This window comes from Chryseobacterium sp. MYb328, assembly GCF_037572595.1.
GTDB classification, from domain to species: domain Bacteria; phylum Bacteroidota; class Bacteroidia; order Flavobacteriales; family Weeksellaceae; genus Chryseobacterium; species Chryseobacterium pennae.
In genome coordinates, this window is sequence record NZ_JBBGZQ010000042.1 from 1 (window position 1) to 20718 (window position 20718).

15 protein-coding genes are annotated in these 20718 nt (G+C 36.5%); 10 read left to right on the forward strand and 5 right to left on the reverse strand.

Translation table 11 applies throughout. The features are described 5' to 3' along the window. Positions 1 to 1704 precede the first annotated feature (1704 nt). A complete protein-coding gene (locus tag WH267_RS24555; protein ID WP_340011623.1) occupies positions 1705 to 4239 on the forward strand; it encodes a DUF5686 family protein in 2535 nt (844 codons plus the stop codon). A gap of 259 nt (positions 4240 to 4498) precedes the next feature. Here WH267_RS24555 and WH267_RS25230 read toward each other — a convergent pair whose 3' ends face one another. The 3 genes from WH267_RS25230 to rplU all read right to left on the reverse strand — a co-directional run bounded on the left by WH267_RS25230 (position 4499) and on the right by rplU (position 5704). After that, complete coding sequence (locus WH267_RS25230; protein WP_445223285.1) at positions 4499 to 4663, reverse strand: bacteriocin-like protein; 165 nt, start codon at positions 4661 to 4663, stop codon at positions 4499 to 4501. Positions 4664 to 4858: 195 nt separating this feature from the next. After that, positions 4859 to 5116: a 50S ribosomal protein L27 gene (gene rpmA / locus WH267_RS24560; RefSeq protein WP_027372929.1), complete on the reverse strand. Its 258-nt coding sequence runs from the start codon at positions 5114 to 5116 to the stop codon at positions 4859 to 4861. Positions 5117 to 5128: 12 nt separating this feature from the next. Then, positions 5129 to 5704, reverse strand: a complete 576-nt coding sequence (rplU, locus tag WH267_RS24565) for a 50S ribosomal protein L21 (RefSeq protein WP_115972012.1) — start codon at positions 5702 to 5704, stop codon at positions 5129 to 5131. 183 nt (positions 5705 to 5887) lie between these two features. On the opposite strand from rplU, the gene WH267_RS24570 reads away from it, so the two are divergent. Beyond that, positions 5888 to 6775, forward strand: coding sequence for a metalloprotease (locus tag WH267_RS24570; protein ID WP_123320137.1), 888 nt, complete (start codon positions 5888 to 5890; stop codon positions 6773 to 6775). 118 nt (positions 6776 to 6893) lie between these two features. Next, positions 6894 to 7988, forward strand: a complete 1095-nt coding sequence (locus tag WH267_RS24575) for an acyltransferase family protein (protein WP_340011626.1) — start codon at positions 6894 to 6896, stop codon at positions 7986 to 7988. Here WH267_RS24575 and WH267_RS24580 read toward each other — a convergent pair. Further along, positions 7978 to 9171, reverse strand: a complete 1194-nt coding sequence (locus tag WH267_RS24580; protein WP_340011627.1) for a porin — start codon at positions 9169 to 9171, stop codon at positions 7978 to 7980. The genes WH267_RS24575 and WH267_RS24580 overlap by 11 nt on opposite strands. 197 nt (positions 9172 to 9368) lie before the next feature. Here WH267_RS24580 and WH267_RS24585 point away from each other — a divergent pair, with 197 nt between their 5' ends. The 6 genes from WH267_RS24585 (at position 9369) to WH267_RS24610 (ending at position 17107) form a co-directional block, all read left to right on the forward strand. Further along, positions 9369 to 9947 (forward strand): tRNA-(ms[2]io[6]A)-hydroxylase, encoded by a 579-nt coding sequence (locus WH267_RS24585; protein ID WP_123320140.1) that lies wholly within the window; start codon positions 9369 to 9371, stop codon positions 9945 to 9947. A 24-nt stretch (positions 9948 to 9971) separates the two neighbouring features. Then, positions 9972 to 10589, forward strand: a complete 618-nt coding sequence (locus tag WH267_RS24590; RefSeq protein ID WP_115972017.1) for a DUF502 domain-containing protein — start codon at positions 9972 to 9974, stop codon at positions 10587 to 10589. A gap of 92 nt (positions 10590 to 10681) precedes the next feature. After that, positions 10682 to 12058 (forward strand): tryptophanase, encoded by a 1377-nt coding sequence (locus tag WH267_RS24595; protein ID WP_340011630.1) that lies wholly within the window; start codon positions 10682 to 10684, stop codon positions 12056 to 12058. A 207-nt stretch (positions 12059 to 12265) separates the two neighbouring features. Continuing rightward, the gene (locus WH267_RS24600; protein ID WP_123320142.1) at positions 12266 to 13342 is read left to right on the forward strand and encodes an FAD-dependent monooxygenase; all 1077 of its coding nucleotides are present in this window, start codon (positions 12266 to 12268) and stop codon (positions 13340 to 13342) included. Between the two features lie 3 nt (positions 13343 to 13345). Continuing rightward, the gene (locus WH267_RS24605; protein WP_340011633.1) at positions 13346 to 14503 is read left to right on the forward strand and encodes a pyridoxal phosphate-dependent aminotransferase; all 1158 of its coding nucleotides are present in this window, start codon (positions 13346 to 13348) and stop codon (positions 14501 to 14503) included. Positions 14504 to 14665: 162 nt separating this feature from the next. Continuing rightward, the gene (locus WH267_RS24610; RefSeq protein ID WP_340011634.1) at positions 14666 to 17107 is read left to right on the forward strand and encodes a TonB-dependent receptor plug domain-containing protein; all 2442 of its coding nucleotides are present in this window, start codon (positions 14666 to 14668) and stop codon (positions 17105 to 17107) included. Between the two features lie 174 nt (positions 17108 to 17281). Here the strand turns inward: WH267_RS24610 and WH267_RS24615 are convergent, their stop codons facing one another. Beyond that, a complete protein-coding gene (locus tag WH267_RS24615; protein WP_340011635.1) occupies positions 17282 to 18499 on the reverse strand; it encodes a PQQ-dependent sugar dehydrogenase in 1218 nt (405 codons plus the stop codon). A 183-nt stretch (positions 18500 to 18682) separates the two neighbouring features. Between WH267_RS24615 and uvrB the strand changes: the two genes are divergently transcribed. Further along, the gene (uvrB, locus tag WH267_RS24620; protein ID WP_340011637.1) at positions 18683 to 20674 is read left to right on the forward strand and encodes an excinuclease ABC subunit UvrB; all 1992 of its coding nucleotides are present in this window, start codon (positions 18683 to 18685) and stop codon (positions 20672 to 20674) included. Positions 20675 to 20718: the final 44 nt, after the last annotated feature.

Here is a 20718-nt window from a genome sequence, read left to right on the forward strand (position 1 = left end):
GAAGCACTCTCTTCTGTCAGTGGCGCTCCATATTTGCGAGTGCAAAAGTAAAACTTTATTTTGATTTGACCAAATGTTTTGAAAGAAAATTTTAAAGTTTTTTGATAACCTTAATTCCTTTCCAAAACCCTCAATCTCTCTACTCCCGCGCTCCCTTAATTGGGACTGCAAAGATACAAACTTTATTTTAACCCGCAACTTTTTAAAGTAAAAAGTGAAAGTTTTTTTTCGCCTGTCTCTTTCGTAGTATATAATGTTTCTGCTTATCTAAAAGCTCTCCTGCGCTTACTGAATCTCTTTCGTTTTTCAGTGGGGCAAAGATAGAGACTTCTCCTTTACCACGCAAACTTATTTAACATAAAGTTTACATTAAAGTAACATACTACCCTTAAAGTTCTGATTAGTTGAGAGAAAAATTTTAAACATTTGTTTGGGGATTGGCGTGGAGAGATGCCGGGTGGCAGGAAAAGGGGGAAATACAGATGTTTTGTTGGGATATGAGGGATATAAATGATAGGTAATGGAAGGTATACATTATATATAGTAAAGATAAGTTTTCAAAAATGGTTTGAAATAGGTTTTGGCTAAAGCCAATGGAGGGGCTTTGTTTTATATAAACGGACTAAAGCCTGTTTCTATTGATGGAATGGTAGGGAAAGGAAAGTATATATATTATATAGTAGAAAAATTAAAGTTGACTTTGGTGGATGCTTTATTAATATTGAAATAATGTTGTTGAGATCCTTACAGGATGACAAAAATGATGGATTAGCGAGGTGTTAGCAATAGAGTTGCAACACAATGTATAATATTAAATGTGGTTTTACAGGAAAGACAGGAAGATGAAAGATTATATTTATTATTTTTTACCACAGATAACACAGATTTTCACAGAACTTTCATAGAGCAGAAATGACTAGATTACCACCCCGTCAAAAATTCTTTGAATTTTTGACACCCCTCCAAAGGATGGGAATGATAGAAGCCATCACTTATGGATAATAGGTAAGGATATTAATAGATGCCAATCTATTATCTATTATTTATTCATCATTTATAAAGTGGTCCCCTACCCTAGCCCCGATAGAAACGGTTACCCCGCAGCATGGAGTGGAGTGCCGGGGGCCTGAGCATGGTGGGCGATGGCGCGAGGAGTAAGAGTGGATAGCGGGAAATAGCTCCTGAAAAATGGAACACGTGGAGATTTGAAAATGAGAGAAAAAGCTTAAGGTATGAGAGTTTCAGTATTTTCATGGAGAGGATAAGTAGAAAAATTTTGATGAAATAATTATATAGTATATATGTGATATAACACACATTGGTGTTTATTTATATGCAGAGACTGTTCGAAATCCGTACGTTCAAATGATGACTCTCAGGCATCTTGATAACCCGAACCTAACTGCAAATTTGAAAGAATTCATTTTTTTGCTGAAGTCATTACACATTTTCTATTTTGTTATTTCTTAAAAAAGGGGTTCTGAGTGAATATAAGTCATAAATACAGTGACTTTTTACCTTGTCATTAATTAATTGATCCTTATCTGTTAAGACAATAAAACTAGTATTTATTTTTTCTCAAATGATAGTACTATTTTTGTTAAATTTGCCGTTTTACATAGAAACGTAAGAATATTTTATTTTTTTATATATTTTTTAAAAAACTGCATACTTTTTGTTTGTGCTAATTGCCTGAAGAAACGAATGATGTTAAACAACAACTCTAAAAAACACTATTTTTTATTATTTTTCCTTACTTTCACTAGCTTGGTATGTGCTCAAAACAAGGCCAGCGGTAAAATTGTTGATGCCAAAAACAACAAAGATGTAAGCAAAGTTGATATTTTTATTAATGATGACAAGACCCCATCTCTTACAACGACCTCGGGAAATTTCAGTATACAATCTGACAGCATTATCCAGAGACTGAGATTTTCAAGAAAGAATTATACTCCAGAAATTTTTGACGTTACCCCTGAAAATGCTGAAAATATTTTTGTTCAGCTTTCCCAAGCTAAGGTAAGTAATATTCAGGAAGTGGTTATTCAGGCTGGAAAACCTAAATATAAAAGCAAAAAAGAAAACCCTGCTTATGCTATTATGCAAAAAGTATGGGCTCAAAAAAGAAATAATGGTCTGGAGAAATTTGATACTTATTCTTACAAAGAATATGAAAAAACCCAATTTGACCTTAATAATATAGACAGCAGCTTTATGAAGAAGAAAATCTTCAATAAGCTGGACTTCATTTTTAATTATGCTGATTCTACTGCAAGTGGAAGGCTTGGACTTCCTATCTTTCTGAATGAGGCTGTTTATGAAAATTATGGTCGGAACAAACCCGATAAAGACACAAAAAGAACTTTGGTAGCTCAAAAGACTTCAGGTTTTCAGGATAACCAGGTTATTACTGTTTCGGCGAAAAACCTGTACAGGGATATTAATATTTATGATAATACTTTAAATTATTTTGATATTGGATTTCAAAGTCCGGCAGGAACAGATGGATTCGGGACTTATGACTATAATCTTGTAGACACTATTGCGATCCATGGAGAGAAGGCTTTTCAAATAAGATATCAGCCTAAACGTAAAGACGTATTGGCATTCCAGGGAAATCTTTATATAGATACGGATACATATGCTGTTTTGGGAGCTACTTTAAGATCAACACAAAAAATCAATGTTAATTTCGTCAACAGTGTTTATACTCAACTGGAGTATGACAATCCGGATGAAACAACATTCCTTCCTAAAAAACTGATCACAGAAGTTGAGATGAGTCCTTTTTCAAAGAAGAAAGGATCTAAGAGTATTATCGCTAAAAAATCTGTTGACTATTCTAATTATGAATTCAACATCCCACTCGATCCTAAAGTTTTCAAAAGAAAAGAGGAGGAATACGAGGATAAATTTACAGATAAAGATGATGCTTACTGGACTAAGGCAAGACCTGATACCTTATCAAAATCCGAACAAGGGGTTTATAAAATGTTGGATCAGCTGCAGCAGACTCCTAAGTTCAACCGAATGGTAAAGCTGTTTGAAACTCTTGGTTCCCGTTATTATAATGCGTTTAAAGGAGTAGATTTTGGTCCTATTTTCTCTGTATATGGAAGAAATGAAGTGGAAGGGGACAGAATAAGAATTGGAGCAAGATCATATTTTGGATTGAATGATCCCTGGAGGGTTCAGTTCTATACGGCTTATGGATTTAAAGATCAGCAGGTAAAATATGGAGCTGAAGCACGATATATGTTCAACAGGCTTAACCGATTTATGATTGGAGCCGGAACCAGCAGAGATATTGTTCAGCTTGGAGGCCAGCTTACATCCGGTGACGGAGTGGCATCACGTTCTTTATCTTCAAGCACATTTTTTGCCAGAGGAGAGAATATTTCTTTGAGTTCTGTAAATCAAACGAGTGTTTTTGCTGCTATTGAGCCTTGGAAAAATGTACAGATCAGAGTGGATGGAGTAATGCAAAGTATTAAATCTGCTATTCCTGAGAAGTTCAACCTTATGTATTATCAAGGGGATGGGCAATTAAGAAAAACAGTCAATGATTCTCATGTTACAATCAGCTTAATTGCAAAACCTGGAGCGAAATTTTCTCAAACCGGAATCGATCGATATCAGGCAAAAAATCTTGCCCCTACTATTGTTTTAAGATATACCAGAGGTATTGAAGGGTTATTCAATGCCGATTTCAACTATGATAAGCTTCAGTTTATGTTCTATAAGCCGTTTTTGATTGGAACATTAGGAAAAACGATTGTCAGTTTTGAAGCAGGAAAGAATTTTAATACGGTTCCTTTGGCTTTACAGAATATTATTCCTGCTAACCTTTCTTATGGTTTAGCCCCGAATACATTCTCACAATTGAATTATTATGAATTTGTAGCAGATGCTTATACTACCCTTCATTTGGAGCATCATTTTAATGGTAAAATATTGTCTTACATTCCATTAATCAAAAAGTTAAAGTTCAGGGAGGTAGCATTCATCAGAGCAGCTTATGGATCTTTGAGCGATGCTTCTAAGGCAATAAATGTAGAAGGATTTAAATATTCTGCTCCCAATGAACATATTTATTATGAATATGGATTTGGAATCGAAAACATCGGGATTGGTAATCTTAGATTATTCAGAGTAGATTTTAACTGGAGAGGAAATTATCTTGACAGACCTGATATTTCAAAATTTGGTATCAAGGCTGGTCTCCAGGTAGGATTCTAAAGAGAAAAAACGATTTATAACATACAATGGGGCGGCTTCTTTGAGCCGCCCCATTGTATTATCAAGGTTTATTACGAGCAATTACAAAACTCTTCTATAGCATTCAAGCAATACTGCTGCTGCCATGGGCTCAGTCTGCACCATTCGGCACAAGTCGTTATCATGTAACCAGGACATGTATAATCATTCCCGCCTCCAATTGATTTCAATTGATTTTTAGTAAATTTTCTAAGGTTTGTCATGTAATAATTACAAAGAATTAGCATGTACAAGCTTCTTCTACATCAAGCAAACAGCGCATTTTCTGCTGTGGAGTCAACCCACACCATAAGTCGCATGATGTAATTGGCTTTGCTGGGCATAGTACACCCCCACCGTTAATTGTTTTCAGACTCTTTTTTGTTAATTTTTTTAAATTTTTCATAGTTATTTAGTTTTAATTTGCAGCCTGCTCTGTATACTTTTCGGTATCTGCAGCGGACTTGTTATCTGATCTTTAGCAAATATATAAATATTTCACACCTACTGGAATATTTATTAAAAATTTAACAGTTGGGATACAAACAAAAAAAATCCTCAGCAAATGCTGAGGATTTAATTTTTATAAAACGCTTAAAAATTATGCGTTTGGTTCTACAGATACAAAAGATCTGTTGTTTGCTTTCTTTCTGAAAACTACTTTACCATCTACTAATGCAAACAAAGTGTGGTCTTTACCGATACCAACATTATCACCTGGGTGGTGTTGAGTACCTCTTTGTCTAACAATAATATTTCCGGCAATAGCTGCTTGTCCTCCGAAAATCTTCACACCTAATCTCTTAGAGTGAGACTCTCTACCGTTCTTGGAACTACCGACTCCTTTCTTGTGTGCCATTTTATTACTGGATTATTTGTTAAGTGCTTTAAATTGATCAATATTCTTAATGATAGCAGCATCTACTTCTTCATGAGTAAGAATATTCTTTTCTAATTCAACTTTAACTGCTTTACCTAAAGTAATTAAAGTTTCTCTGTTCTCTTTAGACTGAGACAAGTTGTTTTTCTTTAAGTGATAGTTCAATTCGTGATCTTCACCAAAGTTAACAGTTGCATGGTCAGAAAGAACTTCAGACTTTACAGTTTCTTTTTTAGCTGCTTTTTTAGCTCCGCCTTCAAATCCTGTAATACCTGTGATTACGATTTGAGTTAAAGATTGTCTGTGACCGTTTTTCACTTGGTAACCTTTTCTTCTTTTCTTTTTGAAAATGATTACTTTATCAGCTTTTACATGGTCAAGGATCTCTGCTTCCACAGTGATTCCGCTTACAGCTGGGGCGCCTACAGTGATTGCTCCGTTTACAGTAAGAAGAACTTTATCGAAAGAAACTTTTCCTCCTTTATCTCCTTTTAAACGGTTCACAAACAACTTTTGGTCTTGCTCAACTTTATATTGAAGCCCTGCTATTTCTACAATTGCAAACATTGTTTATAAATTTTTAGTTATTTCGAGGTGCAAATATACAAATAAAATTCTAAACAGCTTACAATCAAAGCAATGTTTTTTATTGAAAAAATCTATTCACTATGTTTTGAATAATTTTTAACGATAATGTGCTCATATATAAAAGATAATTTCTTACCTTCGTTTTACCAACTAAATAATTATATGAAAAGAAACTTTAACCTCTGCTTAATAGCAGGCGCCATTGCTGCAACATTCCTTACAGCATGTAGTGATGACAAAATGGAAGATACTGTTCTTCCTCAACAGGAAAGCTCCAGTGCAAAAATTGAACAACCCGGAGCCGTTGAAAAAAACTGTGCATATGTAGACAATAACTGGAGCTCCAATTCTGTTTTATTGACCGGACTTCAGAACTCCACAGACACTAATTTCATGAATGCTCAGATGACTAAAATTGCAAGTTTATGGGGAAGAAGCAATCCTACTCTACGATTTGTGAATGATGCATCTAATTTCAATTCAACCTACAATGCAATTTCTTATTCTACAGGAAAGATCTATTATGGTTATGCTATCTATTATGATGCAAAAGCAAAAGGCGGAGATATTGTGAATGCAATGATTCTTGCTCATGAGTACGGACATCAGTTACAGTATATCTTTGGACTTCCTTCAGTAAACGAAAATACAGCAAGACCTAATGAGCTTGAAGCTGATGGTTTTGCAGGATATTACTTAAGAAGACCTAACGGTTACAATAAGACAAGTTTCCCAGAAATTGCTGCCGCTTACGAGTTTGCACAAAGCATTGGAGATTACCAAACCAATAGCCCGGGACACCATGGAACTCCTGCACAAAGAAGATCAGCTGTTCGTTTAGGTTTCCTTTTAGGGCAATATGACCTTAATGCATCCAACTTTGATTATAATTTCTTCTATTACTACCAGGGAGTTCTTAACGGAACTTATAAAATGGCTAAGAATAAGATAAATCCAGAGATTGATGCTTACATGAGCCAATATATAGATGAACTAAGAAAAATTCAGTCCGGAGAAATTTCTGCGGAAGAATTTAAACATCTTCAATAAAAGAAACATTCATTTTTAGCATATTTAAGAAAGGAGGCAGGCAATTTAAGTTCTGCCTCTTTTATTTGACTTGAAAAATAACAAAAGTTTTATTTACTTTTGACCCATATCTATCCTAATGAACAGAGATCTCTATATTGACTTCGCCAAAGGACTGGCTACCCTATCCATTATCTTTATCCACACGGCTTTCTGGTCGGGACAGTTCTATATTCCGGCAGAAGTAAGAGTGTTTTCCCTTGTTTTTGATGTCGCCTTATTTTATGCATTGAGCGGAATTACTTCAGGAGCCAATATTGAGAAAACATTTTACAGGTTACTCAAATTACAGATCACCTATATGATTTTTGTAACATTTCTGTTCCTCTTAGATTACTTCTTTAAGGTCTTTGGACTGACATTCTTTTCCTTGGAATGGCTACAGAATTTTTATTCAACCTTCGGTTCCAAATACTCTACCACCAGTATTTCTGCAATTCCACAATGGCAAAACCTAGGAAACTGGTATCTGCATCAATATACTAATGCTGACACTTTTCCAGTTGTTATGGGGAGCTTTTGGTACCTCAAAGTCTATTATATTCTTACTGTTTTGGGGGTACTAATCTTAAGATTTTTTCCAAAACATATCAATTGGTTTATTGGACTCTGTATTGGCCTGACCTTATTATTCAATATATTCCCAGAATATTATCCGACAGGACAAGTGGGCTACGTTGCCTTTTATATGGCCGTTTTTTTAATTGGGAACAGAATGCGCGGAAAAAAGATCCCAAACAAGTTTATTCCTGTATTATATGCATTTGTTGCTTTGGCTTTAACATGGATGTTCTGGTATCATGGAAATGAAATTTTTTACAAAATCAATAAAAATAAATTTCCACCACAGATTCCTTATATCATTTGGGCTCAATTTTCTCTGGTTACCTTATTTGTTCTTTATAACAGATTAAAGATTACTAAGGAAAACTTTATCACTTACATTGGTAAAAATGCTATTTTCTTCTATTTTGCACAGGGGATAAGTTCGTCTTTAGTATATTTTTTCGTCGTTCCACTGAAAGAAAACATGTCATGGTGGGTTTTGATGATTATTATTTATGTTATTAATATCCTTCTGGCATTCGTTATTTCTGCAGGACTGAAAAAAATAGATACTTTAGGATGGAATATCCTTGAATTTTTCAGAAAGAAAACAGCTATTAAAAACTGATCTTCTTACTGAAACTGCCTGAAAGATCAATTTTAAGACCCAAAGTGAAAACACTCTTTTCTCTTTCTCCATTTGACGTTTTTCCCATAGAAAATCTTTGTTCACTATAAATTTGAGCAAATTTAAAAGGGAAATAGGAAAAACCTACAATAATATCATTCTTTTTAAATCCTGGATCAAGGCTATATTGTACTGAAGTGTCTTCTATAGATTTTAGCTCCGGAACATACAGATTATACCCTGCCAAAACAGAAAACTTCTGGAATTTATATTTCCCGAAAACTTCTAATCCTTTGGCATTAAAAACGGTTGTAAAAGGGAATGTCCCTACGTTAGGATCGAGATAAGACCCCTGAGAAAAATCACCGTTTTTCTGCAGCACACCAACAATACTAAAATCTATAGTCTGCCCAATGTATTTAGTTCCTAAAGAAAAATAAGTAGGTTGGCCTGTAAGACCAATAATTCTTCCGGCAGTCACAAGGTTATCACTAAGCAAGACCCTATTATAAGCTGCCCCGGCAAAAAACCCTTCTTTTATCTCATATTGAAGAGAAGCTCCGAATCCATCAATAAATTTACCGTTGTTTCCGCCTCTCGCCTGAATCTGCCCACCCAAATAAAAGGGTCCAAAATGATTCCGGTAAATAACAGCCTGGTCTGCCCGGCCAGTTCCTGTTTCTCCACCGTCTGTTCCACCAATAAACGTTGCTGATGCTCTTGATCCAAAAACATTGAACTTATCAGTATAAGCAGTAATATCCCGATAAACACTCCATTGTTTTCCGATGGTAAGGGTTCCGAATTTACCTAAATCCAATCCCAGATACCCAAGACGATTTCCAAAAACCTGTTGTTTCTGTGCAGACTCTACGCTAAGAAAACCACCTGACAAATTGCCGTCTACATTAAAAGAGGTGCCTCCTTTAAACATATTCAACTGAATTTCACCCCCTGCAATGATTCCAAAATCATGTTTTTTAATATTCACTTCCAATCCAATTCTGGAAGCATTTTCCTGAAGCTCCAGCTTATTATCGTATACCGCCAGATGTCCGCGAAGGCTTGCATAAGGCTTTAGCAAAATTTCCAGTGAATCTTTTTCCTGTGCCTGCATCTTCCCTCCCCCTATGAAAAGCAATAAATATCCTATTGACCAACAGAACTGTCTACTTATATCCATTCAAATGATTATCTGATTATTAGTTTCGTTATTAGACAGTAATTTAAGAAAAAATACAATACTCTAACGGCTCTGCTTTTTATAAATACTATATAAAACACGCTCCTCATTAAACAAAACCCAACAGAATAGAAATTCTACCCTATCAAAAGCACCGAATATGCCTAATTTGTTTTAAATTTACAAAAATTTAAAACATGTTTAAGTTGAAACTCCCTACCGATCCAAGGTGGGCAAACATTGCAGAAGGAAACATCGAAGAAATTTTAACAGATCATGCGTGGTGCGAACAAAAAGCTGCTACCAATGCCATTGGTCTGATCACAATGCTTCCTGAATATCCGGAAATCGTTACAGAGCTTCTTGCCATTGCTCAGGAAGAACTTGATCATTTCAACCAGGTTCATGAAATCATTAAAAAGAGAGGCTACAAGTTCGGAAGAGCAAGAAAGGATGACTATGTGAATGAGCTGGCAAAGTTTATTATCCAGGGAAGCAGAGAAGATCTTATTGTGGACAAAATGCTTTTTGCAGCAATGATTGAGGCCAGAAGCTGTGAGAGATTCAAAGTTCTTACAGAAAACATCAAGGATGAAGAACTTAAAGTCTTCTACAGGGAGCTTATGATCTCTGAGGCTAACCATTATACAACTTTCATTGCATTTGCAAGACAACTTGGTGATCCTGAAAGGGTAAATGAGCGATGGGAAGCATGGCTGGAATATGAAGCCAATATTATTAAATCCTACGGAAATAAAGAAACCATACACGGTTAACCTATAAACAGTAAAGAATAAACGTTGAAGAAACCTAGCTTTGAAAGTATTGCCAATCTATTCCTGAAAAACTTTTTTCAGGGGCTGGTTATTATTGGCCCAATCGGACTCACAATTTTCGTGATCTGGTATATTGTAAGCGCTATAGACAACCTTGTTCCTTCGCTGGCAAAGCAGGTTCCGGGGCTTGTTTTCGTTTCAATCATATTACTTACTGCTATTTTAGGCTTTCTGGGAAATAAATTTGTGGTAGGAAGGTTCTTTTTCGACACCATGGACAGTTTACTGGAAAAAACACCGGGAGTAAAACATATTTACACTCCTACCAAGGACGTCATGTCCTCTTTTGTGGGCGACAAGAAAAAATTCAACGATCCTGTATGGGTAAAAACGAACGAAAATCCGGAAATCTGGAGAATCGGTTTTTTAACCCAGAAAGAAATGTCGGACGTTGACAAGCATAATTACGTTGCGGTATATTTACCCCATTCATACGCAATTTCAGGCTGGGTAATTGTTACTGAAGAAAAAAATATCAAACCTGTAGTGGGGATGACTGCTGCTTCGGCTATGAAGTTTGCAGTAAGCGGCGGTGTTGCCGGATTCCATTCTGATGAAAATATATTTAAAGCACCGGAATAGCCTCTATTCCGCTTTAGATATACATTGATGAATTTGAAAATTATTTTCAAACCGATTTTTCTTTTACACACAATTTAAAAACATACCAACCCATGAATTTACCGTACGCGGAACCTTTCCGCATTAAAATGGTGGAAGAAATCTACCAATCCACAAGAGCTGAAAGGGAACAATGGCTTAAAGAAGCTAATTACAATCTTTTCAACTTGAAATCTTCACACGTTTATATTGACCTTTTAACAGATTCCGGAACCGGAGCAATGTCTGACAGACAATGGGCAGCATTGATGACCGGCGACGAAAGCTATGCAGGATCCCGTTCATTTGAGCAGCTTCAGAATACTGTTGAAAGAATTACCGGATTCAAATACCTATTGCCAACTCACCAGGGAAGAGCTGCTGAAAATGTGCTTTTTTCTGTATTGGTAAAAGAAGGTGATATAGTTCCCGGAAACTCTCATTTTGATACCACAAAAGGACATATTGAGTTCAGAAAAGCACACGCAATTGACTGTACAATTGATGAAGCTTTTGACATTAATGATCTTCACCCCTTCAAAGGGAATATCAACCTTGAAAAACTGGAGGCAGTTTATAAAAGTCATCCAAAGGAAAGTATTCCGTTCTGCCTAATCACTATTACTTGTAATTCTTCAGGAGGGCAACCTGTTTCTTTAGAAAACATGAAAGCGGTAAAAGCCCTTTCCGACCAATACGGAATTCCTGTATTCTTTGATTCCGCAAGATTTGCAGAAAATGCTTACTTCATTAAAAAAAGAGAACAGGGACAGGAAAACAGAAGCATCAAAGAGATCTGCAAAGAAATTTTCTCTTATGGTGACGGAATGACCATGAGTTCTAAAAAGGACGGATTGGTAAACATCGGTGGATTTATCGCTTTAAATAGCGAGGAAATCTTCAGAAAAGCATCCAGCTTCACCATCATTTATGAAGGGTTTATTACTTATGGGGGAATGGCAGGGAGAGACATGGCAGCTTTGGCTGTAGGACTTGATGAAGCTACAGAATTTGCTTATCTGGAAAGCAGAATTTCCCAGGTTGAATACCTTGGAAACAAACTGATCGAATACGGAATTCCGGTTCAGAAGCCAATTGGAGGACACGCCGTCTTCATTGACTCTTTGAATTTCCTTCCCAATGTTTCCCGTGAGGAATATCCGGCTCAGACATTAGGCCTTGAGATTTATAAGGAAGCCGGAATCAGAACGGTAGAGATTGGAACTTTACTGGCAGACAGAGATCCTGAAACCAGACAAAACCGCTATCCTAAATTGGAATTGGTACGTCTGGCGATTCCTAGAAGGACTTATACTAATAATCATATGGATTATATTGCTGCTGCAATAAAGAATGTATATGAAAGACGTGAAGAAATTGCAAAAGGGTATAAAATTACCTGGGAGCCGGAAATATTAAGACATTTTACTGTTCAGCTTGAAAAAGCATAAAAACTAAAACCGGAAATAAATTCCGGTTTTTTTATGGTCATTTCTTACTCTAATATTTTACTCAATATTTCTTATGCTTTTCATCTATTTTTTTGAAATTTAAGAATCAATTTAATTTATTTTTTAAAAATAATGAATGTTTTTAATTTACTTTTGTACTGAAAAAGTAATCTAAACACCAACCTGAAAAAATCCATTATTCCGAACATGAACAAAATTGCTGTCGTGGGCGCCGGTATTTCCGGCTTAAGCATGGCGAATTATCTCGAAAAGCACAACTTTGATTACCATATTTACGAAAGAAGAAAAAAAGAAGATCTTGCCGGCCATGGCTTTCTTATTCCACAGGAGGGCATAGAATATCTTACTCAGATCATTGACCGCTCGCTTCTTTTTGCACATGGTAGCTTTCTGAAAAAATACATACAATATTCCCATACAGGCAAAAAACTAGCAGAAAAGGACCTCAGTAATGTGTTTGCCATTTCAAGACACGCACTCATTCAGCTTCTGTCTGAAAAAATTTGTCCTGAAAAAATAACATACAATACTACTGTAATTCCCTGTGAAACAGAAAAAGGAAAACTTAAGAATGCTGACGGAACTGATATAGAAGCTGATATCACCATTGTTTCGGATGGCTCAAAAAGCCGGATCAGAAGAAGTCTTTTTAAGGATGAAAAGATGAGACAGGTAAGGGAAAATGAAGTGGTTAATATTATTACAGACAAAGAAATTGCTGCTTCTATCGAGAATGATTTCATGAAGTTTCATCACGATCAGGGCGGCCTTACTTTTGGAATCCTTAAGCTTTCCCATGATACAATTCTTTGGTATTCCCAATTCGATAATGAAAAGTATAAGATCAACGAATGTACTGCTGACCATTTAAAAAATTATATGCTTGACGTTTTTGCAGACTGGTGTCCTTTAGTTTCATCAATTATCAAAAAATCAAGCTACAAGAATGTACACTTATGGTGTGTTTATGAATTGGAAAACCTCAACCCTTTTTACAAAGATAACACAGTATTCATAGGCGACGCAGCACATCCGCTCATTCCATTTACGAGCCAGGGAGTAACCTCAGCACTGAAGGATTCTTACACACTGACTAAATACTTAGTTGAAGAGACTGATATTACAGCAGCTTTTTATAAATATGAGTCGGAAAGAAAGCCTGAAATAGAAACTCACATTCATAATGGCAGAATACTATTGAATCAGTTTCTACTTCCAACAGACCAACAAACAGACAATATTTTACCCATATCATACAAATAAAAAATGTTTACCAATAACGATATCAACTTCGAAGCCCTAAAAAGAAAAGCCTACAACGGAAGATGGGCAACCCTGGAAGACGGAATTATTCCTCTAACAGCTGCTGATCCTGACTTCAGAACTGCCCCGGAAATAGAGCAGGGAATTATTGAATATATCAGAGACGGTTATCTTAGCTATGGCCCATTTTCCGGACTTCCGGAGTTTAAGAAAAGTGTTGCTGATCATTTTAATCAGGAAAAACATGGAACTTTTTCTCCAGAAAACATTCTTGCTGTAAACAGTGCTGCGCAGGGAATGTTCCTGATCGCCAAATATGTTTTAAACTCTGGTGATGAAGCTATTATTCTGGATCCTGTAGATTTTTTATTTAAAAAGTCAGTAGAAACAGCCGGTGGAACAGTAAAACTATGCCCGGTTGATACCAAAACCGGAGAAATTGATTTTGAAAAAATGGTTTCTTTAATCAATCCCAACACTAAACTGATCAGTATCTGTAATCCACATAACCCGCTGGGAAAAGTATACTCTAAAGAAACACTGAAAAAGGTTTCTGAGATTGCTTCTGCTCATGATTTGTGGGTAATGAGTGATGAGATCTGGAGTGATATTATTTATGACAACAGAGATTTCCATACCTATTCATCAGTTTCTGAAGAGGCTAAAAGAAAAAGCTTTACGGTGTATGGATTTTCAAAATCATTTGGGATTGCTGGATTGAGAATTGGTGCTGTTTTATGTAATGATCAGGAAATTCTTGAAGATTTTACGGAGCAATCCAATTTCAATTCTACCATAGAAGGAGTATCTACTTTATCACAAATTGCGGGAAGTGTAGCATTGGAAAAAGCCAAACCGTGGTATAAAGAATTTTTAAATCATTTACAGCAAAATAGAGATCTTGCATTCCAGCTCTTAAGCGGTTCAGGACTTGTGACCCCCAGCCTGCCTGAAGCCACTTTTGTATTATTTCCGAAGATTGAAAACGGAATGTCCAGCGATCAGTTTGCACAACATGTTCTACAACAGGGAAAAGTAGCGATTGTTCCTGGCTCAGAAAGATGGTTTGGAAAAGGAGCTGAAGGACATATAAGAATCTGCTTTTCCACTTCACAGGAAATTTTAGAAGAAGGGATTAAGCGAATCATTACCAGCTTTTAATGTTTAAAATTTTCATTAAATTAAACATTTTAACTATTATTTTACTTTATTTTAACATATACGGTATTAAATTAAGACATTCATAACAAATAATAAATTTAAGTATTGATTTAAGAATAAATATTGATAATTTTGAGCTAGCCATCACTCAAAATTATCAATATGAAGATAAAATACATAAGCATTATTTTTCTTACTGCTTCTTCTCTATCCTATGCACAACAGGTAAGAGACACTATTACAAAGGAATCAAAAATAGACGAAGTAGCCATTACCGGAAGCCGGAACAAAAAAAGAACTGTTGTCAACACTCCTGTTCCTATTGATATTATAGACATCAAACAGGTAAGCCAGTCTACAGGACAGGTAGAAATAAACCAGCTTTTACAGTTCTCAGCACCTTCCTTTAACTCCAACAAACAATCAGGATCAGATGGTGCTGACGCCGTAGATCCGGCAACATTAAGAGGGCTTGGCCCGGATCAGACTCTTCTTCTCCTTAATGGAAAAAGATACCATCAGTCTTCGTTGATCAATCTTTTCGGAACGAAAGGAAGAGGAAATACAGGGTATGATATGAATACAATCCCCATTGGAGCAATTAAAAGAGTAGAAGTTCTGCGTGATGGAGCTTCAGCTCAATATGGTTCGGATGCAATTGCCGGGGTCATCAATGTTATTTTGAATGACCGGGATAAAGGTTTTGAAGGAAATGCTTTCTATGGAATGAATCTTTTTAAAAGTCCGGGAAATAACGATGTGACTTCCGATCATAAAGTAGATGGAACTACTTTTGATTTCAGCGGAAATCTAGGAACTAAAATTGGAAACAAGGGTGGCTTCGGTAATTTCACCGCTGAATTTATCAACAAAGATTATGCGATAAGAAATGCAAATCCAGAAATGTATACTGCACCTAGACAACGTTTCGGAGATGCAAAGGCTCAGAATTTTTATTTTTTCGGAAATATTGAACTCCCATTAACTGATGGACTGAAATTCTATTCCCGCCAAGGCTTTTCACACAGAAATACAAAAGCCTACGCATGGACGAGAACTCCTAAAGCTAACGGCAATATCCCTGAAATCTACCCAATGGGTTTTGATCCTATTGAAGACACCAGTATTAGTGATTTCACCTTTGATAATGGGTTAAAATTCAAAGTAGCTAACTGGGATGTAGATTTTTATAATGCTTTTGGAAATAACAGATTTACTTATGATATCACCAATACTGTTAACGCAACTTTAGGCCCTAAGTCTCCTACTCAATTTTATGCAGGAGGGCATTCATTATTACAAAATACAACAGGATTCAATGCTGTAAGGCAATTTAAAGTACTGGAAGGGCTGAATATTGCTTTCGGATCAGAATTCAGATATGAAAAATTTAATATAATTAAAGGAGAAGAAGCTTCTTATACGATGTATGACATTAATGGAAATGTGGTAACCCCTAATACACCTGCCAATTTATTGGTGACCAACCCTCTTGTTCCACCTGGCGAAAATAACATAAGACCGGGAGGATCACAGGGTTTTCCAGGGTATTCTACAGACATCGGTAAAAACAGAAATAATTTTGCCGCTTATGTAGATACGGAACTGGATATTACCAAAAACTGGATGATCAGTGTTGCTGGAAGATTTGAGAACTACAATGATTTTGGAAGTACCATGAATGGCAAATTTGCTACCCGATACGCCATTACTCCTCAATTCGCATTCCGCGGGTCTGTCTCTACCGGATTCAGGGCTCCATCTCTTGCTCAGAAGTATTACAGTCAGCAGTTCACAAATTTCCAGAATGGCAAATTGGTTACCATTCAATTGGCTTCGAATGATAGCGATCTTGCTAAAAGATTGGGCATTGAACAGCTGAAACAGGAAACATCGGTAAACGGAAGTGCCGGCTTTACTTTTAATACAGGTAAATTCACAGCAACGATTGATGGATACTATATTAGTGTAAAAAACAGAATTGTTCTGACAGGAAATTTTTCAAAGGATGATTTACCCAAGGAAGTACAGGCTGATTACCCTTACATTGACCAGGCCCAGTTCTTTTCCAATGCAATTGATACCCGAACTAAGGGAATTGATGTTATCCTAAGCTATAGCGAAAGTCTTGGATCAGGAAAATTAACGGCTACATTGGCCGGAAACTATAATGACATGGAAATTACCAATGTTAATACCTCACCACAGCTACAAGGAAAAGAAGACGTTTATCTAAGTGCTAGAGAAAGAGCCTTTATTCTGGCTTCCGCTCCTAAAACAAAGATAAACCTTAACCTCAACTATAAGATCAGTAAGTTCAATGCAAATCTTCAACTGGTAAGGTTTGATAAGGTTACATTAATCGGATATGACGATGGAGAACAGATTTATAACCCTAAAGTAACAACAGACATCTCTTTTGGATATGAGTTTTCAAATAACCTCAACCTTACTCTGGGCAGCAAAAATATATTCAACAGATACCCAACGCTACAGACAGCACAGGTAACAGAAGGAAACACAGAAGCCGGAGGGATTTTTGACCCTGTACAGATGGGATTTGCAGGAAGACAGGTTTTTGCCAGACTTAACTTTAAGTTTTAAAAATAAGGGAAGCTGGTAGAGAGAGGCTGGAAGCTATTCTTTCCTAAGTTATTTAATAAAATACCTTCATCAGAACTTAAGAACGTGAAATTTCTACTAATGACTGATAGAACTTTCCTCTTCCGATCTCCTGTTTTATTACAAAAATCCTGCTGAAATATTCAGCAGGATTTTTTATTTTTTTGAAATCTTATAAAGCTTTCCACTGTCTGTCACAGCATAAAGATTACCATCCATCCCATTCAGGACATCTCTGAAGCGTTCGTTCTGATCTGCCAAAAGACGTTCTTCACCTATGACTTTATTATCTTTCATCACAATTCTGTCGATATGTTCACCACTGAGGCAACCGATGAAAAGATTTCCTTTCCATTCGTCTATATTTCCGGTATAGAAAGTGATTCCACTTGGAGAAATAACAGGATCCCAGTAATAAACAGGCTGTTCTGTACCTTCTTTCCGGGTAATGCCTTTCCCTACTTTAACACCTGAATATTCAATACCATAGGTTACATCTCCCCAGCCGTAGTTTTTACCCGGTTGAATAAGGTTGATCTCATCTCCTCCTCTTGGTCCCATTTCCACATCCCAAAGATTTCCGTTGGGATCAATAGCCAAACCTTGAGGATTACGAACTCCATAAGCATAAATTTCAGGTTTATATCCTTGTTTTCCTATAAATGGGTTTCCCGGGGCTGGTAATCCATCCTTGGTAATCTTGATGATTTTTCCTAAATAATTATCTGTTTTCTGTGCGTAGACCCTTGTTACTTTATCAGATCTTTCTCCGGTGCTGATAAATAAGTTTCCATCTTTATCAAAAACCAATCTGCTTCCGTAATGTTTGTCCCCATCATAAGAAGGTTCTGCCCGGAAAATTATTTTTACATCTGAAATTGATTTAAAATTATCTGATAATTTTCCTTTCGCTACTGAAGTCAGATTTCCTTTTCCAAAGGGCTCCGAAAAACTGAAATAAATAATCGAATTCTTTTTAAAATCCGGATCAAGGGCTACATCCAGCATTCCTCCCTGTCCTTTAGAATCAACTTTTGGAAAGCCTTCTATCAGTGTGATCTGCTTTCCATCCTTTGAAACAATATTCATATACCCTCTTTTGTCTGTAATAAGGAATCTCCCATCCGGTAAATTAATAATTCCCCATGGTCTCCCTAGGTCCTTATTCAGTATCTCTACGTTGTAAGCTGTATTTGTTTTTATTGCTTTAGTTCTTGTCTGTCCCTTAAATGCAGGCTGATAATCAGAATTAGCCTTTTCTGACTCTACGCTGCCATCATTTCCTGTCTGCTGTGCATTCGCATGATTCTTTTTGCACGAAGATAAAATCAGAAAAAGGCTCAGCACTGGGATGTAAAATTGATTGATTTTCATACTATTATGATTAGGTGTTTAATAATGAATGGAAAAATAATGCCATTAACCAGCTTATTTAAACTTTATGATACAGGTATAAGACATACTATGAGTAAATAAACACATCTGTAAAATATTCATCATCGAAACTTTATCATGCCTAATAATTTCTTTCGTATTTTTGTTCTATACATTCTTCTTATGGATTTTAAGCTTCAATCAGAATATAAACCCACCGGGGATCAGCCCCAAGCCATCGATAAACTTACTGCAGGAATTGAAATTGGTGAAAAATACCAGACACTTCTTGGGGTAACAGGATCCGGAAAAACCTTTACGGTTGCCAATGTTGTTCAACATGTCCAGCGTCCTACCTTAGTTCTGGCACATAATAAAACACTGGCGGCACAACTTTTCATGGAATTTAAAGAATTCTTTCCTGAAAATGCCGTAGAGTATTTTGTCAGCTACTATGATTACTATCAGCCGGAAGCCTATATTGCAACAACCGGGACCTATATTGAAAAGGATCTGAGCATTAATGAAGAGGTGGAAAAATTACGTCTTTCCGCAACGGCAAGTCTTCTCTCAGGAAGAAGAGATGTATTGATTGTAGCTTCTGTTTCATGTATTTATGGTATCGGAAACCCTACTGAGTTTCACAAATCATTAATTTCTATCGCTATTGGTGAAAAAGTAACGAGAACAGCCCTTCTCCATTCTTTAGTAAACGCCCTATACGCCAGAACATTAAATGAATTTCAAAGAGGAACATTCCGTGTAAAGGGAGATGTTATTGATGTTTTCCCGGCATATGCAGACAATGCGATTAGAATTCAGTTTTTTGGGGATGAAATTGAAAAAATTCAAAGCTTTGATCCTGTCAGTGGAAATGTAGAGGATAATTTCGATCAGATACAGATTTACCCGGCTAATCTTTTCGTAACCTCAAAAGAGACTTTAAACGGAGCGATTAAAGATATCCAGGATGACATGGTAAAACAGGTTGATTTCTTCAGCTCTATAGGAAAACCACTGGAAGCCAAAAGACTTCAGGAAAGAACTGAACTTGACCTGGAAATGATTAAAGAACTAGGCTACTGCTCAGGAATTGAAAATTATTCCAGATATCTTGACGGCAGACTTCCGGGAACAAGACCTTTCTGTCTGATTGATTATTTTCCTAAAGATTTCTTGATGGTTATTGACGAAAGCCATGTAACAGTGCCACAGGTTCATGCCATGTATGGTGGTGACCGAAGCAGAAAAGAAGCGCTAGTAGAATATGGATTCAGGCTTCCTGCTGCAATGGATAACAGGCCTTTAAAATTTGAAGAATTTGAAGCTATCCAGAATCAGGTGATCTATGTTTCTGCTACTCCGGCAGATTATGAACTGGAAAGAACTGGCGGAGCTTATATTGAACAGATTATCCGCCCAACAGGACTTCTTGATCCCATTATTGAAGTAAGACCAAGTTTAAATCAGATTGATGATTTAATGGAAGAGATCCAGAAAAGAGCAGATGCTGATGAAAGGGTTCTGGTCACTACTTTAACCAAGAAAATGGCGGAAGAACTTACGAAATACTTCACAAAATTCGGAATCAGGACAAGATATATCCACTCGGATGTTGAAACACTGGAACGTATTCAGATTATGCAGGATCTGCGTTTAGGTCTCTTTGATGTTCTGATTGGAGTAAACCTTTTAAGAGAAGGATTAGACTTGCCTGAAGTATCATTAGTAGCTATTCTGGATGCTGACAAGGAAGGAATGCTGAGAAGCAGAAGATCTATGATTCAGACTGTGGGACGTGCAGCAAGAAATATCAACGGAAAAGCAATTATGTATGCTGATAAGATTACCAAATCGATGCAGGCAACATTAGATGAAACCGAATACCGCCGTGCAAAACAGATGAAGTACAATGAGGATCATGGTATGGTACCGACAGCCCTCAATAAAAAGATATCTGAGAACCTTGTAGGAAGAAGTAAAGACTTTCCTGATGAAAAATACACCCAGAAAGAAATTCTTCAGAAGGTTGCTGAAGTTAAAGCTACCTATGCCAGTGAAGATGTTGAAAAAATGATCGAGCAAAAGCAAAAAGAAATGGAAGCGGCGGCTAAAAATCTTGATTTCATTAAAGCGGCTAAGCTAAGGGACGAAATTGCAGCCCTTAAGGCCTAAAATATATGATAAAAATAGTTTCGGGGGGGGGGGGGGGGGGGGGG

Coding starts and splice junctions, on each gene's coding strand:
- WH267_RS24555 (WP_340011623.1), top strand. CDS start 1,705: ATGATGTTAAACAACAACTCTAAAAAACACTATTTTTTATTATTTTTC.
- WH267_RS25230 (WP_445223285.1), bottom strand. CDS start 4,663: ATGAAAAATTTAAAAAAATTAACAAAAAAGAGTCTGAAAACAATTAAC.
- rpmA (WP_027372929.1), bottom strand. CDS start 5,116: ATGGCACACAAGAAAGGAGTCGGTAGTTCCAAGAACGGTAGAGAGTCT.
- rplU (WP_115972012.1), bottom strand. CDS start 5,704: ATGTTTGCAATTGTAGAAATAGCAGGGCTTCAATATAAAGTTGAGCAA.
- WH267_RS24570 (WP_123320137.1), top strand. CDS start 5,888: ATGAAAAGAAACTTTAACCTCTGCTTAATAGCAGGCGCCATTGCTGCA.
- WH267_RS24575 (WP_340011626.1), top strand. CDS start 6,894: ATGAACAGAGATCTCTATATTGACTTCGCCAAAGGACTGGCTACCCTA.
- WH267_RS24580 (WP_340011627.1), bottom strand. CDS start 9,171: ATGGATATAAGTAGACAGTTCTGTTGGTCAATAGGATATTTATTGCTT.
- WH267_RS24585 (WP_123320140.1), top strand. CDS start 9,369: ATGTTTAAGTTGAAACTCCCTACCGATCCAAGGTGGGCAAACATTGCA.
- WH267_RS24595 (WP_340011630.1), top strand. CDS start 10,682: ATGAATTTACCGTACGCGGAACCTTTCCGCATTAAAATGGTGGAAGAA.
- WH267_RS24600 (WP_123320142.1), top strand. CDS start 12,266: ATGAACAAAATTGCTGTCGTGGGCGCCGGTATTTCCGGCTTAAGCATG.
- WH267_RS24605 (WP_340011633.1), top strand. CDS start 13,346: ATGTTTACCAATAACGATATCAACTTCGAAGCCCTAAAAAGAAAAGCC.
- WH267_RS24610 (WP_340011634.1), top strand. CDS start 14,666: ATGAAGATAAAATACATAAGCATTATTTTTCTTACTGCTTCTTCTCTA.
- WH267_RS24615 (WP_340011635.1), bottom strand. CDS start 18,499: ATGAAAATCAATCAATTTTACATCCCAGTGCTGAGCCTTTTTCTGATT.
- uvrB (WP_340011637.1), top strand. CDS start 18,683: ATGGATTTTAAGCTTCAATCAGAATATAAACCCACCGGGGATCAGCCC.